General features: G+C 65.6%; 23 protein-coding genes and 2 pseudogenes. 12 read left to right on the plus strand and 13 right to left on the minus strand.

The window, feature by feature from the left end:
• Window positions 1–19: 19 nt before the first annotated feature.
• Together SALPAC6_RS0100170 and SALPAC6_RS0100175 are read right to left on the minus strand one after the other, a co-directional pair.
• The gene (locus SALPAC6_RS0100170) at window positions 20–802 is read right to left on the minus strand and encodes a YwiC-like family protein (protein WP_018251420.1); all 783 of its coding nucleotides are present in this window, start codon (window positions 800–802) and stop codon (window positions 20–22) included.
• Window positions 799–1,497: a helix-turn-helix transcriptional regulator gene (locus SALPAC6_RS0100175; protein ID WP_018251421.1), complete on the minus strand. Its 699-nt coding sequence runs from the start codon at window positions 1,495–1,497 to the stop codon at window positions 799–801. The genes SALPAC6_RS0100170 and SALPAC6_RS0100175 overlap by 4 nt, the downstream gene beginning before the upstream one ends.
• A 176-nt stretch (window positions 1,498–1,673) precedes the next feature.
• Between SALPAC6_RS0100175 and SALPAC6_RS0100180 the strand changes: the two genes are divergently transcribed.
• A complete protein-coding gene (locus tag SALPAC6_RS0100180) occupies window positions 1,674–3,083 on the plus strand; it encodes an acyl-CoA synthetase (RefSeq protein WP_018251422.1) in 1,410 nt (469 codons plus the stop codon).
• Between the two features lie 10 nt (window positions 3,084–3,093).
• Here the strand turns inward: SALPAC6_RS0100180 and SALPAC6_RS28745 are convergent.
• Window positions 3,094–3,231 (minus strand): annotated as a pseudogene (locus SALPAC6_RS28745) (chlorophyllase); the annotation flags it as partial.
• On the opposite strand from SALPAC6_RS28745, the pseudogene SALPAC6_RS27030 reads away from it, so the two are divergent.
• Window positions 3,221–3,433, plus strand: a pseudogene (locus SALPAC6_RS27030) (TetR/AcrR family transcriptional regulator); the annotation flags it as partial. The pseudogenes SALPAC6_RS28745 and SALPAC6_RS27030 sit on opposite strands and share 11 nt — an antisense overlap.
• Before the next feature lie 72 nt (window positions 3,434–3,505).
• On the opposite strand, the gene SALPAC6_RS0100190 reads toward SALPAC6_RS27030, so the two are convergent.
• Window positions 3,506–4,474, minus strand: coding sequence for a TerC family protein (locus tag SALPAC6_RS0100190; RefSeq protein WP_018251423.1), 969 nt, complete (start codon window positions 4,472–4,474; stop codon window positions 3,506–3,508).
• A gap of 288 nt (window positions 4,475–4,762) precedes the next feature.
• Here SALPAC6_RS0100190 and SALPAC6_RS0100195 point away from each other — a divergent pair, with 288 nt between their 5' ends.
• On the plus strand, window positions 4,763–5,092 hold the full coding sequence (locus SALPAC6_RS0100195; protein WP_018251424.1) for a helix-turn-helix transcriptional regulator: 330 nt from the start codon (window positions 4,763–4,765) through the stop codon (window positions 5,090–5,092).
• Window positions 5,093–5,144: 52 nt separating this feature from the next.
• Window positions 5,145–5,687 carry an AAA family ATPase gene (locus SALPAC6_RS0100200; RefSeq protein WP_018251425.1) on the plus strand — a complete coding sequence of 181 codons (543 nt, stop codon included), beginning with the start codon at window positions 5,145–5,147 and terminating at the stop codon, window positions 5,685–5,687.
• 25 nt (window positions 5,688–5,712) lie between these two features.
• Here SALPAC6_RS0100200 and SALPAC6_RS0100205 read toward each other — a convergent pair whose 3' ends face one another.
• Window positions 5,713–6,210 (minus strand): GNAT family N-acetyltransferase, encoded by a 498-nt coding sequence (locus tag SALPAC6_RS0100205; RefSeq protein WP_018251426.1) that lies wholly within the window; start codon window positions 6,208–6,210, stop codon window positions 5,713–5,715.
• A gap of 140 nt (window positions 6,211–6,350) precedes the next feature.
• Between SALPAC6_RS0100205 and SALPAC6_RS0100210 the strand changes: the two genes are divergently transcribed.
• The 4 genes from SALPAC6_RS0100210 to SALPAC6_RS28750 all read left to right on the plus strand — a co-directional run bounded on the left by SALPAC6_RS0100210 (window position 6,351) and on the right by SALPAC6_RS28750 (window position 8,517).
• The gene (locus SALPAC6_RS0100210) at window positions 6,351–6,731 is read left to right on the plus strand and encodes an ArsR/SmtB family transcription factor (RefSeq protein WP_018251427.1); all 381 of its coding nucleotides are present in this window, start codon (window positions 6,351–6,353) and stop codon (window positions 6,729–6,731) included.
• A 125-nt stretch (window positions 6,732–6,856) separates the two neighbouring features.
• A complete protein-coding gene (locus SALPAC6_RS0100215; RefSeq protein WP_018251428.1) occupies window positions 6,857–7,639 on the plus strand; it encodes a bestrophin-like domain in 783 nt (260 codons plus the stop codon).
• A 416-nt stretch (window positions 7,640–8,055) separates the two neighbouring features.
• Entirely contained in the window at window positions 8,056–8,325 is a 270-nt protein-coding gene (locus SALPAC6_RS0100220) for a DUF4190 domain-containing protein (protein WP_026189184.1), read from the plus strand.
• A gap of 45 nt (window positions 8,326–8,370) precedes the next feature.
• Entirely contained in the window at window positions 8,371–8,517 is a 147-nt protein-coding gene (locus SALPAC6_RS28750; RefSeq protein ID WP_223874314.1) for an AAA family ATPase, read from the plus strand.
• A 3-nt stretch (window positions 8,518–8,520) separates the two neighbouring features.
• On the opposite strand, the gene SALPAC6_RS29830 is transcribed toward SALPAC6_RS28750, so the two are convergent.
• Window positions 8,521–9,117, minus strand: a complete 597-nt coding sequence (locus SALPAC6_RS29830) for a hypothetical protein (protein ID WP_018251430.1) — start codon at window positions 9,115–9,117, stop codon at window positions 8,521–8,523.
• A 107-nt stretch (window positions 9,118–9,224) separates the two neighbouring features.
• On the opposite strand from SALPAC6_RS29830, the gene SALPAC6_RS0100230 reads away from it, so the two are divergent.
• Window positions 9,225–9,809: an AAA family ATPase gene (locus SALPAC6_RS0100230; RefSeq protein ID WP_026189185.1), complete on the plus strand. Its 585-nt coding sequence runs from the start codon at window positions 9,225–9,227 to the stop codon at window positions 9,807–9,809.
• Between the two features lie 367 nt (window positions 9,810–10,176).
• Here the strand turns inward: SALPAC6_RS0100230 and SALPAC6_RS0100235 are convergent, their stop codons facing one another.
• Window positions 10,177–11,019 (minus strand): IS5/IS1182 family transposase, encoded by an 843-nt coding sequence (locus SALPAC6_RS0100235; RefSeq protein ID WP_018251432.1) that lies wholly within the window; start codon window positions 11,017–11,019, stop codon window positions 10,177–10,179.
• 220 nt (window positions 11,020–11,239) lie between these two features.
• Window positions 11,240–11,680, minus strand: coding sequence for a hypothetical protein (locus SALPAC6_RS0100240; RefSeq protein WP_026189187.1), 441 nt, complete (start codon window positions 11,678–11,680; stop codon window positions 11,240–11,242).
• A 570-nt stretch (window positions 11,681–12,250) separates the two neighbouring features.
• Here SALPAC6_RS0100240 and SALPAC6_RS0100245 point away from each other — a divergent pair.
• Together SALPAC6_RS0100245 and SALPAC6_RS0100250 are read left to right on the plus strand one after the other, a co-directional pair.
• A complete protein-coding gene (locus SALPAC6_RS0100245) occupies window positions 12,251–12,613 on the plus strand; it encodes a type II toxin-antitoxin system RelE/ParE family toxin (RefSeq protein WP_018251434.1) in 363 nt (120 codons plus the stop codon).
• A complete protein-coding gene (locus SALPAC6_RS0100250; RefSeq protein ID WP_018251435.1) occupies window positions 12,610–12,927 on the plus strand; it encodes a helix-turn-helix domain-containing protein in 318 nt (105 codons plus the stop codon). The genes SALPAC6_RS0100245 and SALPAC6_RS0100250 overlap by 4 nt, the downstream gene beginning before the upstream one ends.
• A 426-nt stretch (window positions 12,928–13,353) precedes the next feature.
• On the opposite strand, the gene SALPAC6_RS29290 is transcribed toward SALPAC6_RS0100250, so the two are convergent.
• The 3 genes from SALPAC6_RS29290 to SALPAC6_RS0100260 all read right to left on the minus strand — a co-directional run bounded on the left by SALPAC6_RS29290 (window position 13,354) and on the right by SALPAC6_RS0100260 (window position 15,390).
• The gene (locus tag SALPAC6_RS29290; protein WP_162561561.1) at window positions 13,354–13,713 is read right to left on the minus strand and encodes a hypothetical protein; all 360 of its coding nucleotides are present in this window, start codon (window positions 13,711–13,713) and stop codon (window positions 13,354–13,356) included.
• Window positions 13,714–14,197: 484 nt separating this feature from the next.
• Window positions 14,198–14,671 (minus strand): NUDIX domain-containing protein, encoded by a 474-nt coding sequence (locus SALPAC6_RS0100255; RefSeq protein ID WP_018251436.1) that lies wholly within the window; start codon window positions 14,669–14,671, stop codon window positions 14,198–14,200.
• Complete coding sequence (locus tag SALPAC6_RS0100260; protein WP_026189188.1) at window positions 14,668–15,390, minus strand: helix-turn-helix domain-containing protein; 723 nt, start codon at window positions 15,388–15,390, stop codon at window positions 14,668–14,670. The genes SALPAC6_RS0100255 and SALPAC6_RS0100260 overlap by 4 nt, the downstream gene beginning before the upstream one ends.
• 290 nt (window positions 15,391–15,680) lie before the next feature.
• On the opposite strand from SALPAC6_RS0100260, the gene SALPAC6_RS29835 reads away from it, so the two are divergent.
• A complete protein-coding gene (locus SALPAC6_RS29835) occupies window positions 15,681–15,914 on the plus strand; it encodes a flavin reductase (RefSeq protein ID WP_223874409.1) in 234 nt (77 codons plus the stop codon).
• A gap of 416 nt (window positions 15,915–16,330) precedes the next feature.
• On the opposite strand, the gene SALPAC6_RS0100270 is transcribed toward SALPAC6_RS29835, so the two are convergent.
• Window positions 16,331–16,819 (minus strand): hypothetical protein, encoded by a 489-nt coding sequence (locus tag SALPAC6_RS0100270; RefSeq protein WP_018251438.1) that lies wholly within the window; start codon window positions 16,817–16,819, stop codon window positions 16,331–16,333.
• 3 nt (window positions 16,820–16,822) lie between these two features.
• Entirely contained in the window at window positions 16,823–17,218 is a 396-nt protein-coding gene (locus SALPAC6_RS26855) for a hypothetical protein (RefSeq protein ID WP_162561562.1), read from the minus strand.
• Between the last annotated feature and the right edge of the window lie 698 nt (window positions 17,219–17,916).

The following is a 17,916-nucleotide window of genomic DNA, read 5'->3' on the forward strand; positions in this document are numbered from 1 at the left end:
CGGCCGTGGGGTCAGCCCGTCAGGAGACCAGCACCAACGTGACGAGCACCAGAACCGAGCAGGCGATCTCGATCATGCCGACCGGGGCGGGACGCAGCGCACGGCCGGGCAGCAGCCACGCCCGGATCACCAACACCAGGAAGAGCGGGGCGAGCCTCACGTCGAGCAGGGTCGCCATGACCAGCGCCGCCAGGTGGAAGCCGATGGACAGGCGCCGGTAGGAGGTGCTGCCGCGCTCCCGGATCATGGTCTTGACGTAGCAGACGGTGCCGGTCAGGTAGAGCAGCAGCACCACGAAGGCCGGGACGACCCGCTCCGGCGACACCCCCGCGACTGTGGCCACGACAAAGATCAGCAGGCAGCTCTGCACCACCGAGGCGAGGTCGTTGAGCAGGGTCCGCTCGCGCCGGCGCCATGCGTACCCGGCGTTGACCGCCAGCAGCGCCGCGAAGGCGGGCGCGTACCAGAGCACAGCCGGCCGGACGACCACCACCGCCAGCGCCAACGGCGCCGCGACCAGGGCATAGAGCCGGATCTGGGCCAGGAAGCGGCGCGGTCGACGACTCTTGACGGCCTGGAAGACGTAGTAGGACAGCAGGTAGCCGGCCAACCAGGCGCCGAGCAGCGGAAGCTGCGGCCACCCCGGTCCGACCACGACGACCCCGACCAGGTACGGCAGGAGCAGCATCGCCCACGCACCGTGCTGCGGTGGCAGATAGCGGCGGAGCACGCGCTGGCGCCCGACCGGCCGGCGGGTCGCGGGGCCGTTGGTCCCGGGTGCCGTCGGCGACTGGGTACTCATACCGGTCGGGTGGCGTCGAGCGGGAGAGAGAGCCGCACCACACAGGCGGTGGGCGCACCGAACGGCTCCAGCACGGCGTCGGTCGCAGGGGCGCCCGCCTGCTCCAGCGCGCCACGGACGACGCCGACGTGCAGCCCGCAGATGGCCTCCGGATTCTGACTCACCAGTTCGAGGAAGGGGCAGGTGTGCAGGTGGATCTCGGTGTGCCCGTCCGCCGTCTGCTTCAGGTCGGGGTCGAAGCCCAGGCCGCGCAGGACCGCTATCGCGGTGTCGACCGGCTTCTTCCCTCGGGGCGTCGCCGCCGCGAGATGCCGTCCCCAGTCGTGGCCGGCGCGGGCGGCCTCGGCCCGGGCATCGCCCCGGCTCTTCCGGGCCAGGTGATCGAGCAGAGCCGCGGTGAGAGCGCGGTACGGCGCCGGCGCGGGGGCCTCCTCGGGCACCGTCCGGTAGCGCCAGGCCGGCCGCCCCGGCTGGCCCCCGGTGGCGCGCGCCTTGACCACCAGACCGGCGTTGACGAGCCGGTCGAGGTGGCTCCGGGCGGTGGAGGGGTGCAGGCCGGTCCGCGCACTGATCTCGGCGATGGTGAGGCCACCGTCCGCCGCACGGGTCAGCTCCAGGATTGACGCCCGGCTGACGGTGCCGAGCGCCCGATGCCGGGCGGTGTCGATGGCCTGCCCGGTCGGCCCGATGTTCACGGTTGTCACGCTTGGCAATGTTACAACGTCAGACATCGTCAAAACCCGGAGGCGAATCCGCCTCGGCCCCGCCGCACCGCCACTGTGCTGCCCCGACGTGGCCGGGGGCGGGGTAGCCGGAAAAGGAGGGGCGGGGCTACGGTCGGAGGATCCGACGCACGGAGAGGTGGGCCCCGGTGCGGCTACTCGGCTGGCTGTCTGAGTCCGTTGACGAGCGGCCGGACGCGGTCCAGATCAACGACTGGGGCGTGTCCTGGGCAGAGCTGCGGCGGCTCGCCGCGGCCGTCGCCGACGACCTGCACGGCCTGGACCGGGTGGCCGTCGAGGCCGGCACGGATCTGGCGACGGTGGTCGGGGTAGCCGGGGCGCTGCTGGCGGGCACGACGGTTGTGCCGGTGCCGCCAGACGCCGGGCCGAGAGAACGGGACCACATCCTGCACGACTCGGCCGCCGAGGCGGTACTCGTGCCGGCAACCGGCAACCGTCAGGACGACTACCGCGGCCGGCCCCTCATCCCGGTCGACCTCACCCGCCGGGCGGACAGCATCCGCCCGGAACCCGACCCCGCCGACACCGCACTGATCCTCTACACCAGCGGCACCACCGGAGCCCCGAAGGGGGTGGTGCTCTCCCGCCGGGCCATCGCCGCCTGCCTGGACGGGCTCGCCGACGCCTGGGGCTGGACCCCGGACGATCTGCTGGTGCACGGGCTGCCCCTGTTCCACGTGCATGGCCTGGTCCTGGGTGTGCTCGGCCCACTGCGGCTGGGCAGCCGACTGCACCACGTGGGCCGGCCCACCCCGGAGCGGTACGCGGGCGCGGCCGGCACGCTGTACTTCGGGGTGCCGACCATCTGGTCCCGGATCGCCGCCGCGCCGGCCGCCGCCCGGGCCCTGCGCTCGGCCCGGCTGCTGGTGTCAGGCAGCGCCGCCCTGCCCACGGCCGTCAGCACCGATCTCGCCGCCTTGACCGGCCGCCGAGTCGTGCAACGGTACGGCATGACCGAGACGTTGATCACGGCCAGCGCCCGCGTCGACGGTCCGCACCGGCCGGACACGGTAGGGCTGCCGCTGCCCGGGGTGCATACCCGCCTGGTTGACGACGGCGACGCTCCCCTACCCGCCGATGGGGAGACGATGGGTGAGTTGCAGGTGCGCGGTCCCACCCTCTTCGACGGGTACCTGCACCGGCCGGAGGCCGATGCGGCCAGCCACACGTCCGACGGGTGGTTCCGCACCGGCGACGTGGCCACGATCGGTCCGGACGGCTGGCATCGGATCGTCGGCCGGGCCGCCACCGACCTGATCAAGAGTGGCGGCTATCGGATCGGCGCCGGCGAGGTGGAGGACGCGCTGCTGGCCCACCCGGGGGTCCGGGAGGCCGCCGTGGTCGGCATCCCCGACTCCGACCTCGGCCAGCAGGTGACGGCGTACGTGGTGAGTGACGGCGTAGCGGAGTCGGATTTGATCGACTTCGTGGCCCGGCAGTTGTCGGCACACAAGCGCCCGCGGCAGGTACGGCGGGTTGACGCTCTACCCCGCAACGCCCTGGGCAAAGTGCAGAAGTCCCGCCTGACGACGCAGTGACCGGTGGCACCGCCCCGTGCAGGGTGAGCAGGCTCTTGGGGCCAGGGCTCAGGTGATACGGATCGGTGAACCAGTCCGGCCCGCGCACGGAGAGCGGCGACTGGTCCTTGTCCCCCGCGACCACGAGAGCCGGCGTCGTCATCGACGCGGCCGCCGCCGCCTTTCTCGCCGCCGGCGTGGACGTGCCGGTGCGCGACATCGCCGCCCGGGCCGGGGTGGGTGTCGGCACGATCTACCGCCACTTCCCGACCCGCGCCGACCTCGTCGTCGCCGTCTACCGGCACCAGGTCGAAGCCGCCGCCGAGGCTGGCCCGACCCTGAGGAACCGTTCGTCGTGGCCGAAGGACGCGGCGGGCCGTCAGCGCTTCCTGCTGGTCGCTGACGGCCCCCGCCGGGTCCACCCGCTGGCGTGGTGTCCCGGCTCAGGTGCCGGCCGACACCCCCACCTCGGGCCGGTCATCGGCGGCCGTGCTGGTGTTCCCGCGGGTGCTGTGCAGGCTCCACCCGATGGAGACCGCGATGGTTGCCACGATCATGCCGAGGGTGACCGGGATGGGTAGCTTGCCGACCGGGGTCTCGGAGAGGATCAGCTTGACGCCGGCGAAGGCGAGCAGCACGGCCAGGCCGTAGTGCAGGTGCACGAACCGACGCAGCAGCCCGGCGAGGCAGAAATACAGGCTACGCAGGCCGAGAAGGGCGAACGCGTTCGCCGTCCAGACGATGAACGTGCTGGTGGTGATAGCCAGAATCGTCGCGACCGAGTCGAGGGCGAAGATCAGGTCGGTGGCCTCGACCGCGATCAACACCACGAACAGCAGGGTGGCCACCCGCGTGCCGTTGATCCGGGTAAAGAACCGGTTGCCGTGGTAGGCCGAGTCGGTGGGAATGAGCCGGCGGACGATGCGGACGACAAGGTTGCGGTCCGGCGGTGTCTCTCCGCCGTGCCGGAAGGCCAACCTATAGCCGGTGAAGATCAGAAACGCACCGAACAGGTACGCAGTCCAGAAGAAGCTCTCCAGCAGTTCGGCGCCGACGATGATGAACACCATCCGAAACACCAGGGCACCGATCACGCCCCAGAACAGCACCTTGTGCTGAAAGGCAGCCGGTACGGCGAAGTAGCCGAAGATCAGCGCGAAGATGAACACATTGTCGATCGACAGCGCCTTTTCGATCAGATAGCCGGCGAAGTAGGTGCCGGCCACCTCGCCGCCCTGCCACACCCAGAGGATGCCGCCGAACGCCAGGCCGGCAGCGATCCAGATACCGGACCAGACCGCAGCCTCCCGGAAGCCGATGACATGGTTGTCGCGGTGGAAGAACAGATCGATTGACAGCATCACGGCGACGACCAGAATGAGGACGGCCCAGACCCACCAGGACACGGACATGGACGGAGTGATCCTTTCGACCAGCCGAGCCCACGGCAGTGGGCCGGCGCAACGTGGCCGAAGGTCTTCCCGGGCCACCGTGGCAACCGGCGACCGCGCCGCCGGGACCCGGATAGGCCGGATCCGTACTGACGACGGCGCGTCGTACGTCGGGTACTCCCCCTCGAACTACGCCCCAGTATTCACGAAGCACAGTTCACCTGTCAACGTCGCAGAGCTGCGGTCACGATGCTGCATTCGTGTCTTGGGGTGCCTATATTGGCGGGCAACACACCAGACAACGACGGGATGGTGGTCATGACACAGGCGGCCCAGCCCAGGACGGCGGACGGGGCGAAGGGGTGGACCTTCCTGACCAATCACGCGCATGTGCTGCTGGCCATCGCCCGCGAACCGACAACGCGACTGCGCGATGTCGCCACCGCTGTCGGCATCACCGAACGCGCCGCACAGGCCATCGTCGCCGACCTGGAAGCCGCCGGATACCTGCACCGAGAGCGGGTTGGCCGGCGCAACGCGTACACCGTCAACCCGGCCGGCCGATTCCGGCACCCGGCCGAGGCCGACCACCGCATCGGCGAACTGATCGACCTGTTCACCGAGGCACCGAACCCCTGACCCGTTCCACCCTCACCCATCACCCTGGCCAGGACACGAGGAGCACGTTCGAATGAGGATCGGGGTCTCCGGGACGCACGGGACCGGAAAGACGACACTGGTCGAGGCGCTGTGCGCCCGACTACCCGGCCACGTGGCCGTGGACGAGCCGTACCACCTGCTCGAAGAGGAGGGCCACGAGTTCCAATATCCACCGTCCTCAGCGGACTACCGGGCGCTGATGGCGCGCTCGGCCCGAAGTCTCTGCTCGCCCCCGTCACCGTCCGCCACAGTCTTCGACCGCACCCCGTTGGACTACCTGGCGTACCTGGTGGCGACCGGTGCGGACCCGTCGGAGGAGGCCGGTCACGCGCCCCTCCGAGCCGCCTTCAGCCACCTCGACATGCTGGTCATCACAGTGATCACGCCCGAGACGGAGCGACTGCTCCCCGGAACGGAGTGGCCCGGCCTCCGGGCACGCATGAATGAGGCACTGCTGGAACTCGTCTATGCCGACCCGCTGGACGCCTGGCCGGACACGCCCGTGCTGGAGCTCAACGGCCCGCTGGACGGCAGAGCCGACCTGGTCCTCGGCGCCGTCGCGCAGCGCGGCTAACCGGGCGGTCAGGCCTTGGGCTGGGTCAGACGATGACCGGGCTGCGGCGTTCCAGCAGCACCACGTCGCGCCACCGGCCGTGCTGACGACCGACCCGCTCCCGGGTGCCGACGACCCGGAAACCCGTTCGGGTGTGCAGGGCCAGGCTGGCGAGGTTCTCCGGGAAGACGGCGGACTGGATGGTCCAGATCCCGGCTGCCTCGGTGGCGGCGATCAGCGTGGTGAGCAGCAGCCGGGCGACACCGCGCCCCTGTTGGTTGGGGTCGACGTAGACGGAGTGTTCCACCACTCCGGCATACACGCGACGGCTGGACACCGACGATACGGCGATCCAGCCAAGAGCCGTGCCGCTGTGGTCAACGGCGACGTAGCGGTGCTCCGGTAGCCGGCCGGCGTCAAATTCCGTCCAGGTCGGGGCCTGGGTTTCGAGGCTGGCATCGCCGGAGTCGAGGCCCGCCTGGTAGATCGCCAGGATAGTCTCGGCGTCATCGCGACGCATGGGCCGGACAGTGATGTCATCCATCAGTACACTCCTCGGCTCCCTCCGCCCAAAGCGCCGGATCGCGCCCCGAGCAACGGATGCGCATCTTTCTCAGGTCTGTCACGTCAACGCCGACAGACTGATTGCTTGCACGCTGATTCGAGAAGTGTCAACCTAGACGAATGCCGAAGCAAGCGACACCGCTCCCCCACACCGTACTCGGCGACGACACCACCTGCTGTCCACCCCTGGCGCAGCAGCGCGTTCCCGCTGACGTCGCCACCGCACTCGCTCCGGCGTTCAAGGCACTCGGCGATCCGGTGCGGCTGCAGCTGATGTCGATGATCGCCTCCGCCGAGAATGGCGAGGCGTGCGTGTGCGACCTGACCCCCGCCTTCGATCTGAGCGGGCCGACGATCTCGCACCACCTCCGGACACTTCGCGAAGCCGGGCTCGTGGAGGCCGAGCGTCGGGGCACCTGGGTGTACTACCGGGCGCGGAAAACCGTCCTCAGTCAACTGGCAGCGCTACTCGCCAGCGAAGGTAGGACGACAGCCCCGTAGGCTCCACCACCACTTTCGCCCGGCAACGCCGTCACCCAGTCGCGAAACTCCCGCCACCAGAGTCGCCAAACTTGGCACACTGCTCTCATCTAGGTATAAAACCCATCAGATGAGGAGCAGCCGTCGTGCGCGACTGGAGCCACCTCGTACCAGGCTGGGCACTCTTCCTCACCTTCCTGACGTTCTTCGTCGGATTCGCGATGTTGGGTGCGCTCCTGCTCCACAGGCGGGCCAGGCAGATGTTCAGCGAAGAACCGAGGTGGCTGAACTTCATCACGCACACCATCATGATCAGCGGCACTTTCTACGCACTCCTGCTCGCCCTGACCGCCTTCTCCGCGTACGGGACCTACACCCAGGCCAGCCTCGCGGTCGCTACCGAGGCGGCGGACCTGAGCGCCCTCTACCGCACAGTGTCCAAGCATCCCGAGCCCGCCCGAACCGAACTTCAGGGCCTACTACGGGCCCATGTCGACTTCATGGTCGACGAAGCCTGGCCCGCCTACCAGCGAGGGCACAGCGCGGACGGCGAGCTCAAGGCGGAGAACAACGTTCACGACGTGTTGCTGACGTTCGATCCAAAGTCAGAGAAGGACGGGCAGCTCAACACTCTCGCCCTGTCGGAGCTGGAAAAGTGGAGCGAAGCGCGCCAACTCCGCTACACCTACACCACCGCCGCACTTCCGACGACGCTGTGGTTCGCGCTCCTGTTCGGCGCGCTGGTGGTCATTCTGCTGTCCTGCCTGATCCCCACCCGGACCCGACGCACTCTCACGATCATGGTATGCACCGTCGCCACTATGATCAGCCTCCTGCTCTTCGTGGTCGAGGGCATTGACGAGCCATTCCGAGGATCGATGATCGTTTCCGTTGATCCCTATCTCAAAGCCGGACAAACATTCAACTGACCGCCCCGGCTCGCCTGCCGCCGAGGAGGAGGACACCGCCGCTGCCGGACCGCTTTCTCAGAAACTGCCGGCACAGGTCACGCAACGACCTCAGCCGAGGCTGCTGCGACACGTCGCGACGGTGGTCGCCGACCTGAAGTTCGGCCTGGTCGACATTGCCCTGCCCGTCATCGCAGACAGGAGGCTGGGTAGGACCGAACGTGTAGATCAGCCACTCGACGCTGCTGGCTGCCCCGCCGTGAACCGGTCCACCGGGGTGCGGGGGGCGCCGCGCTGGGAGCATGTCGGTGCCGTGACACGGGAAGGTACCCTGACGGGCCGGTTGCGGTTCCTTCACGCACTAACTCTCTGCCACCCCGGAGGGCAACATGACAGACCAACCGCCGGCTCAGCACTCCTCGCCGACGCCGAACCCGATGCCGGGCCACCCGCCCTACCCACCCCATGCGCACCCTGCACCATTCAACACCTATGCGATTCTCGCGTTGATCTTCGGCGCCATGGTGTTTCCACCGTTGGGCATCTACTTTGGCAACAAGGCCAAGGGTCAGATCGCTCAGACGGGCGAACGCGGGGTTGAGCTGGCCACCGCTGGAGTCGTGGTTGGTTGGATCTTCACTATCCTCTACGGGCTGTTCTTCGTCGTCTGGTGCGGCATGATTGCGGTCCTCCTCGGCTCGGCATAGGGGTATGGCCCTGAGGGGAATCACCGGCAACGCTATAACCGTACGGTGACTGCCCGCCCCACTGTGGTCGTCGTGAGCGGACCTCCCGGATCAGGGAAGACCACCCTCGCGCACGCACGTGCCCAGACGATCGGCGCTCCGGCGATCTGCCGGGACGAGAGCAAGGAGCTCAGGCCGGCGGTCTCCGATTGATCCTCAGTCGTAACTGGGTTGATCCTCTGTGGGATGGGCCGGGACGACATCGAGCCCCTGGTCGCCGACCAACGCCTCGACAGCGGCCTGCTCGGCGCCGATTCCCGCCCAGTGCGGGTCAACATCGCTGGCCAGACACCAGCGGTGATCCGCGGGCCAGACGAACGCCGGCGGCGCGATGGTGCGCCCAGCCCCAAGCTCGGCCGCCCAGACATCGATGTCGTCGAGAGAACCGCGAAACAGGGCATAGGCACGATGGGGCAACTCAAGCAGTGGGCCGTGCCGCGCCTGCGGCGGCAACGGGGCATCCGAGTACCCCTCCCACAGGCAGAAGTAGCACTCCTGCGGAGTGGACGTGAACGCTTCGAGGAGATGCAGGGCGCGACGGGTCTGCTCGAGATCGCACGGGTGCTCGTCGGGAACAACAACATCCGCCTCCGACTCGTCCGGGCCCACGGGGTCCCGGATGAAGCGAAGCCGGGCGTATGCCGCAAAGCCAGCCGGGCCAAATGTGATCAATCGCCCCGCGGAGGCACCCGAGCGCGTGAGCCAGTCACCGGCGCTGGTCTCCGGGCAGTAGCTGAGTCGTCGCACGGCCACCCTTCCCTGGCAACACCTTCCACCCGAACGAAGATCTAGCAGGAACCGGGCGCGATGGGAAGCCCACCTGCTGCCGGCACCCCAGGTGAGACCGCTATAACCGTACGGTGACTGCCCGCCCCACTGTGGTCGTCGTGAGCGGACCTCCCGGATCAGGGAAGACCACCCTCGCGCACGCACTTGCCCAGACGATCGGCGCTCCGGCGATCTGCCGGGACGAGATCAAGGAAGGAATGGTGCACGCGTCAACATCCGCCGCCGGCCTGTTTACGGCGGGACCGGCCGACGAGTTGGCGCTACGGACCCTACCGACCTTCTTCGGCGTGTTGGAGTTGCTCCTTCGGGCCGGGGTGACAACCGTGGCGGAGGCCGCGTTCCAGGACCGGCTCTGGCGGCCGGGCCTGCAACCGTTGAGGGAGATTGCGGAGCTTCGGGTCGTGCACTGCATGGTTGACGCGAGCACGGCGTGGACCCGGATTCAACGTCGATGGGAGTCGAATCCGCTCCGCCGCGCCCACGCCGACCTGCAGGACCCCACTGACCACCCGCTTCGCCATGCGAACTTTGATCGCGTCGCGCTGGACGTCCCGCTCTTGGAGGTCGACACCACAGACGGCTACCATCCGGCGCTCCCGAAGATCATCTCGTTTGTGGACAGAACGAGGCAGGCCCCGCAGCGACGGCACAATTAGGGACCGCAGCACGTGCGCGCCGTGGGCAGGGCAGATACGGAAGGGCGGCGTGCTCCGGCGGGTTGCCGGAGCGCGCCGCCCGAGGGGCTTCAGGTGGGTTCGGCGAAGACCGTCCTGACCAGGTTGTCCAGGGCCGGGGGAAGGGTTTCGGCCGGGACTATAAATAACGGCCCTGTCTCACTTTCGGTTTGCGCCGTGAGGTGCTGTTGGTTCGAGTGGAGGTGAGAGACCACCACCTTTGGCCTGTCGCAGCAGGTTGATGCAGCTGGGGGCAGCCTTGCGCCACCGCCCTAACCCGCCACAGGGCGGCCTCAAACTCACCACCTAGAACACGGACCCAATGCATCATGTTGCCACTGAAGTAATCTCAGCGACTTTGCGGTAGGTACTTGTACTCGAAGTGGGTCAGGTGAAGTGCGGCGGCGACGATGTCGCTGATCCGGCGTGGGCTGGCGGTGGTGCGCCGGAGGGTTTTCCAGCGTCCGGTCAGGATCGCGAAGCCCCGTTCGCCCTGCCAGCGCAGTCCGCGTAGTAGCCGGTTGTAGGCGCGGTTGTCGGGAGCGAGTTGTTGCCTGCCGGTGGGTTGCTTGATCGGGACTTTGACGCCTTGGCCTGCGCCTTCGTAACCGGAGTCGGCCAGGGTGGGCAGGTCGAGTTCGGAAGCGGCCCAGTTCAGGGCGGCGGTGATGCCCTGCACTTGGGCGCAGGTGAGGTCGTGTAGGTGCCCCGGCATCACCTCGGAGGTCCACACGGGCAGTCCATCCGGACGCATGATCGCTTGAACATTTCCGCCGAAGTCGCGGTGCTTGCCGCAATACCAGGCGTCGATCGTGTCGCCCTTGACGCTGACGGTGGTTTCAGCCACCCGGTCGCAGTCGAACAGTTTCCCGTCCAGGATCACGTACGACCAGCCGTCGTCGGCGACACGGCGCAGGGCCGCGTGCAGATCCTGGGCCTGCGCGGCCAGCACCGTGACGCCTTCAGCCAGGTACCGGTACGCGGTCGCGCGGGAGATCCCGAACCCGGCGCCCAGCAGGGTCACGTCCTCGCCTTTACGGAACCAGACGAGCACCAGGAGCGCTTGGTGGAAGCAGGTCAACGCGCGAGTGTCGCGTCGTGTCCCCTTGGCGTTGCGTTGCGCGGCCAGCAGCCGGCCGAGGTACTGCACGAGTTCCCTGGGGACGTCGGCCGTGGCACGATATGCGATCACGTGGGGTCCTCACCGTGTGGGTGATCTTGTGGTGAGAACTACCTACCGAGGGCCCCACGCCCACTTCCAGCACCGTCCGATCTCATCGCTTTCGCCCGTGTCGCACCAATCAACACCTTCGCGTCGCTGAGATCAGTTCACTGGAGCAACCGCATTCTCCGACGAAGGCGGCTTCGCACGCATGTCAAGCAATGGTCCAGGATCGACGATAGATTCTGCATCACTGAAGGTTCAGCCAGTAATTCCGGGCCGCGTCAACTACGGAGTTGAAATCGACTTCTTCAATATTTGTCATGAAAATTGGACTGGGTTCCAGCGTCCCAGCCTCTTGCGCCACGATAATGAACCGCTCTCCGCGCACATAGCTGTAAACCGTCCAGCGGTCCAGTGACTCTACACTCGACATCGTGGTCACATCATGGAGAAATTCATCAACCGCCAATAATTCCATGAACTTGAAGAGATCAATGTCTAGCAAATCAAGTCTTCTGTCGTCGATTCGCGGACGATTCTTTAGCTGCGTCATAACTGATCCGATGATACAACCCTCGCTATCACCAACCAGTCGGCCATCGACGATCAGATGGAAGCGAAGCATGCGATGCCCAGAGAGTGGGCTCACCAGCAAGCCGAATTGACCGTCATCGTCTAAGAATCTCAATCTTCACCTCCGCCGAACCTGAATAGAAATATGATTCAAAGGTATCTCCACCGAATTACCCCGACTATCATGGCCGTTAGAGCTGCCGCTCCAATATCAGTTCCCATGCTCATCGTTGGAGTATCTGTAGTAGACAGCTTTCTTGCCGGACCCGATTTTAGTCCAACGCACGTCGCCGACAAGCACACTATTCGGAAAATGCTCTGCCGCGTCAGTCGGCAGGACGCCCTTCTTGGGATTGTATGGGTTCGGTCCACCGCGTGGATCATGGTGTCCAGGATTCTCATAGCCAGGAATCCTTGCGCAGGTGTTGTGTACGAGGACCGGGGTGTTGCCAGCTATCACATAGTACGTGTGGATTTTTAGCCCGTCACGTAGCGTGACTTACGTGTTCATGGCGTTTCACCTGGCCTTTCGTGTATAGCGCCAACTTGCCACATCAAAATGTATCGGTGTTGACGGCAACTCGAAGAGACCGTCACCGACAGCCCAGGACCTCGCTGCGCTGCCAGGCCAAACGCATCCCGCTCTCACCAGCACACCTGGTATAGTGTCCGCTATACTCTGGGGATGGCTACTGACGAATGGGAGATCTACCTCGTCAACGAGGTACAGGAGTGGATCGACAACCTCGATCCACTCACCCACGCCCGCGTCGTACAAGCCATCGACCTACTCGCCGAAACCGGCCCAGGACTCGGCCGGCCACTGGTCGACACGATCCACGGCTCCACCCTCGCCAACCTCAAAGAGTTACGCCCCGGCACCGTCCGCATCCTGTTCGCCTTCGACCCGTGGCGCGCCAGCATCCTGCTCGTCGCCGGAGACAAGGCCGGACGATGGCAACAGTGGTATACCGAAGCGATCCCCCTGGCCGAGCAACGCTACGAGATCTACCTCAAGGAACGCGCCAAGGAGGACCGACAGCTATGAACAGCTACGCACGCTGGAGCGACATCCGCACCGCCCACGTCGAACGCGCCGGCGGCGAACAAGCCGTCGAAGACGGCAAACAGGCACTCCTCGCCACCATCGTCGGACACCGCCTCGCCGAAGTACGCCGCACCCGCGGCCTGACCCAACAGCAGGTCGCCGACCGCATGGGCGTCACCAAAGGCCGCATCTCCCAGATCGAACAAGGCAAAATCTCCGGCCAAGACATCGTCGCCCGATACGCCACCGCCCTCGGCGGACGCCTCCACCAAGCCATCTACTTCGACGACGGCAACATCGCCGCCATCGCATAGCCCAACCCCACACCAAGATCCGACTAGCTCAAAACTGCTCTACAGGATCAAGAACGGCCCGGCAGAGCCGAGCCGCGCACGCGCTGTAGCCGTTCCGGCCCCGCGCGCACGCCCACCACACCAAGAAGCAAGATCACGGTAAGAACTGCCGAGCCGAACCGTCGGCCGGGGCCTCGACGATCGCCCAGGGTCAGCACCCACCGCCGAGGCTCCCGGTGATCGGCCGCACCGCTATGCGGCACGCCAGCGAAGATCTGACGTCCGACCACGACGCAGAGACACTACATCGATTGCCTCGGATGTATACCTCGCCGTTGACGGCAACGGTGACGGCAACCCGAGCAAACCCCGACAGCCGCCGACACTCTCCCGTCACGCACCGTTATGGTCGGTAAGTGCCAACACTTTGTACTCGATGACTCCGCGCTAATCAGTCGATCGCCGTTCTTGATCAGCAAGGCCACCAAGCTCCGATACCACGCGCCTCAGAGCCGCCACATATGACCGATAGTCACCAATCGATTGGCGATCCTCATCTGTCACCGGCTCGATCTGATCGAGCGACGACCCCAGTGAACTCACTTCAAGAATAAGTTGATCGAGATTTGGAACATCTTGTGCGCGCATTCGACCATCATGGACCTTAGATGCGTATCCAGCGATGTGCCCATCAATGGTTAGAAGCAGGGAGTTCCAATCTTGCAGCTCCAGTAGTTGCGGATAGGCCGGATAAGGCACGGATCGGAACATCATGAAGGCGTGCCGGAAGTCAGATGAATCAGTCATGCCAGGTCACGATCTTTCCGTCCTTGGTATAGATTCCCTCGCCTCCGCGGAAACCACCTCTGATCTTCCATCCTTCGCTGCCATCTCTCAGTTTCCAAGGAATACGATCTCCTTCGGGAGTTTTGGCCCACAGATTCTTCGCCTCATCTGTGTATTCGGCTAGCGTTCTCCCCTTACCATGCTTACCGACATGATACGTTGCCGATTCTTCAGCGCTTCTGAATGTTCCAGGCGACCAAGCGTCCACCGGGTCGCACGGTCCCGTGTTGTGAACCAAGACCGGCGTGTTGCCGGCTACCACATAGTACGTGTGGGATTTTCAGCCCGTCACGTAGTGTGACTTACGTGTTCATGGCGTTTCACCTGGCCTTTCGTGTGTAGCGTCCACCCTGGGCATCGAAATGTATCGGTGTTGACGGCGACGGTGACGGCTACCTGGGGAGACGTCCGTGCCCTTCAGGGGCCTGGGTATCGATGGCCGGTGTTATCCGAGGTAGGGGGTGTCGCGGTGTTGGGTGTGGTGGTGGAGGCGGAGGCGGACGGTGTCGTGGATGGGGATGTGGTCGAAGTCGGTGGGGTGGATGTAGCGGAGGTCGGTGGATTCGTCGCTGACGGTGAGTGTGCCGCCGGTGGCTCGGGCGAGGTAGGTGATGGTGAATTCTTGGCGGACTTCGCCGTCGGGGTAGGCGATGACGTGTGCGGGGTCGGTGTAGATGCCGAGGAGGCCGGTGATGGCGATGTCGAGGCCGGTTTCTTCTTTGACTTCGCGGATGGCGCATTGTTGGAGGGTTTCGCCGATGTTCATGGTGCCGCCGGGGAGGGACCAGTTGCCGGAGTCGGTGCGCCGTTGCAGCAGTATGCGGCCGTGTGGGTCGGTGATGATGGCGGCGGCGCCGGGGATGAGGCTGTTCGGGGTGGGGGCGTGGGGGTCGTGGTAGTGGTCGCGGCGGCCGGTCACGGGGTGTGCGTGGGGTAGGGGGTGGTGGTTTGCCAGATCTGTTCGAACTGGTCGGCGTGGGCGGCGAAGATGCCGTGCGGGGAGAGTTCGCGTAGGTGTAGGGCGGGGTGTTGGTAGCCGCGGGCGCGGTACAGGTGTGGGGTGACGATCATTTGGTGGTCGAAGCGGAACACCGAGTTGTACAGGTGCACGGTGTGCAGGCCGATCTGGACGCCGGGCACCTGGTGGAGGGGTTCGCAGAAGTTGAGTGCGTTGCGGATGCGGCCGGGGAGGGTGCCGCCGATCTGTTCGAGGTTGTCGCGTTCGGCGACGTGTGGGCAGTCGGGGTCGGCGAACGCGAGCCGAACCTGGGCGCCGTTGGTGGCTTTGTCGGTGATGAGTTGCATGGTGTGGGGCAGCAACTCTAGGAGGAATGGGTAGGCGTAGCCGAGCAGGTCGATGCGGGTGGTGGCGCCGGTGAGTAGGGCGGCCCAGATGTGGTGGCCGATGTCGGCGCGGTGGGCGTAGGCGGCGACGACCTCGGCGGTGGCTTCCGCGCCGGGTGCCTGGTCGGGTCGGGTCTGTGGCCACAGGTCGGCTTCGGTTTCGCCGAGGGCGTCGGCGACGGCGAGGCGGGTGCGTTGGTGCGGGACCCGGCCGGTGAGCCACCGGGTGACGGTTTTGACGTCCACTCCGACGGCTTCGGCGAGGGCTGCGGGGTTGAGGTGGGCGCGGAGCATGGCCGCGCGGAGTCGGTGACTCATACCGTCCCACGGTAGTGGATACGGTGGGACGCACCAGGGTCGTGGAAGTGTCCAGCATGGTGTCTGTCGGGACGTTGGGGTGTCCCGGGGTTGGTTCGTAGGTTCGGCGGCAAGGGCCTCGCCGGTTCGCTTGCGGCACTTTCGCCGGGCTGGTGGGCGCCAGGGGGAAGGGGCTGTCGCCGGAGACGGGGAGCGGCCCGGTCGCGGGCTGCGTGGTGGCCTCTTCCCTCTTCCAACGATCCGGGAGGGTGGTGGGGTTGTTGTCGATGCATCAGCCGATACGGCCGCAGTGGGTCTGTGCGGGATGCGGGGTTCCGTGGCCGTGCCGGACCCGGAAACGGCAGCTCGTGGCGGAGTTCACCGGGGCCCGGGTGTCGCTGATACTGCACCTGTCGGCGTACCTGGTCCAAGCATGCGAAGACCTACCCCACACCCCATCAGGAGTACTCCACGCACGGTTCCTCGCCTGGCACCGCTCACCCGCACTACACCACGAGTAGCGACACCCCAACCAAGACCGTGCTGGGTCAGGTCGGAGCGCCGCTGACGGGTGGGCCTGTCGGCGACAAGGCCTCAGTTGTCGGTGGGCGGGGTGTAGTCGTCCGGGTCGGTGTCGTCGGGGTGTAGGGCGCGGTTCATGGCTTCGATGTCGACCAAGAGTTCTCCCGCCCCCGCACCTCGCGACATTCACCACAGTGCATCGAAGTATTTGCGGCCGTGCCAGCTATCTGACATCAGCCTTGACGCACAACCACGCACTTCTATGCACAGGGACTGACGCAAATACGCAAAGAACGATATTACTCCGCCGCGGATCCATGAGTTACGTGGCCGCCTACCCCCTCGTCGACGCCGCGGCCGAAACGAGTCAGTTCATGAACAGCCTCCGCCGCCGAGCTACGCAACTCAAGCGAGTTCAGCTTATCTCGGTTACGGCCTGGCGCAACAGATCAAGCACGTCATCGCGAAAATCGGGTGCCCCATCAGGAGTTACGATGGTGAGCACCGAACAGCCATCTCCCAGGAGCAGTGCATCGAAGGGAGAGAATCCGTATTGAGAATCTCGTTGATACGGCTCCTCCCGCATGACGGTCTTGATCAGACCTCTCTCGCACGGCTCGTAATAGATAGTCAGCGGGCCCTGCCCTTTCGGATCGGTGAAGTATCCATGTTCTTCCCACGCATCGCTGAGCGCCGAGTCGCGAGCCACCATCACATCCCCCCGCAAACCGGGGAGTGTGACGGTACCACTTCGCCACTGGGAAAACTCGTGCTGTCGCTCGCCATCGTTGATCGACACCAGCATCGCTGGCCAACGTTTTCCTAGGGCGTCAAGCATCCGGCCGACCGTGGATGCCAAATCCGCTAGCCCCACGACGACAACCGTGTCCTCGCCGGTAATCATCCCTCAACCCCACTTACTGGTGGGCCCGAAGAATCTGGCCCGGTCTCTCGGCACCAGGATTCCACCGGGAATCTCGAAAATATGCCGACCTCTACCTCCACGTAGCGGCGTCAGAGACGACTTCGGCACCAGAAGCTCCATCACATACTCGCTCTTGGCGGAGGTCAGACCGAGCTTGCTCTTGAAGGCACCCCTTCCGGCACGCTCGACGTCCGCCGGGCTCATATTGGTGAAGAACGGACCTGCCCCGTTTTTGGAGTCGCCGGGCCGAATATGGTATGGACTACCAGCCCGGATCGCGTTGTATCCTTTCTTGTCCGTGTAGTGGAACACCGTGTCGAGATCATCGCCGTCACCACAGTTGCTGTTGTGTACGAGGACCGGCGCGTTGCCGGCCACCACATAGTACGTGTGGGATTTTCATCCCGTAACGCAATGCAACTTACGTTCTCATGGCGTTTCACCTGGCCCTTCGTGGGTGGCACCAACTCACCGCATCGAAGTTTATCGGTGTTGACGGCAACGGTGACGGCAACCTGGGCAAACACCTGCGCTGTTCGGCGACCAGGGCATCGATGAGCGGTGCCATTGGGGCGGGACGTGTCGTCGCGCTCAGCTAAGCATGGCGGTGGAGGCAGACGGCGTTCCCAGCGACGAAGACTGGACGCCAGCGCCGCCAAACGCTCTCGCAGCAGCCGCAACCGCACCCGAAGCACAGCCGGACCAAGGCCCTCGGCCAAGATCCGACTGGCTCAAAACTGCTCTACAGGTATCAAGAAGCGGCCCGACAGAGCCGGGCCGCGCGCACGCGCTACGGCCTACGGCCACGCGCGCACGCCCACCAACACCGAGCCGCTAGCCAGGAGCCAGGGTGATCCACTCCAAGACCGGGACGATTCCTTCACTTGATACTCATCGTGGGTGGCTCCGGGGATCGACGCCGCACCGCCACGCGGCACGCCACTGGTCCCACTTCCGTCGCCATCCCGACCGGGCGACACGCCATCGATACATCGACAATCTTCGCGCGCCTTTGACGGCAACCGTGACGGCAACCCGAGCAGCCAACGATGACCCCGAACGGACGGCCGTTACGC

The organism is Salinispora mooreana, assembly GCF_000379065.1.
Taxonomy (GTDB): domain Bacteria; phylum Actinomycetota; class Actinomycetes; order Mycobacteriales; family Micromonosporaceae; genus Micromonospora; species Micromonospora mooreana.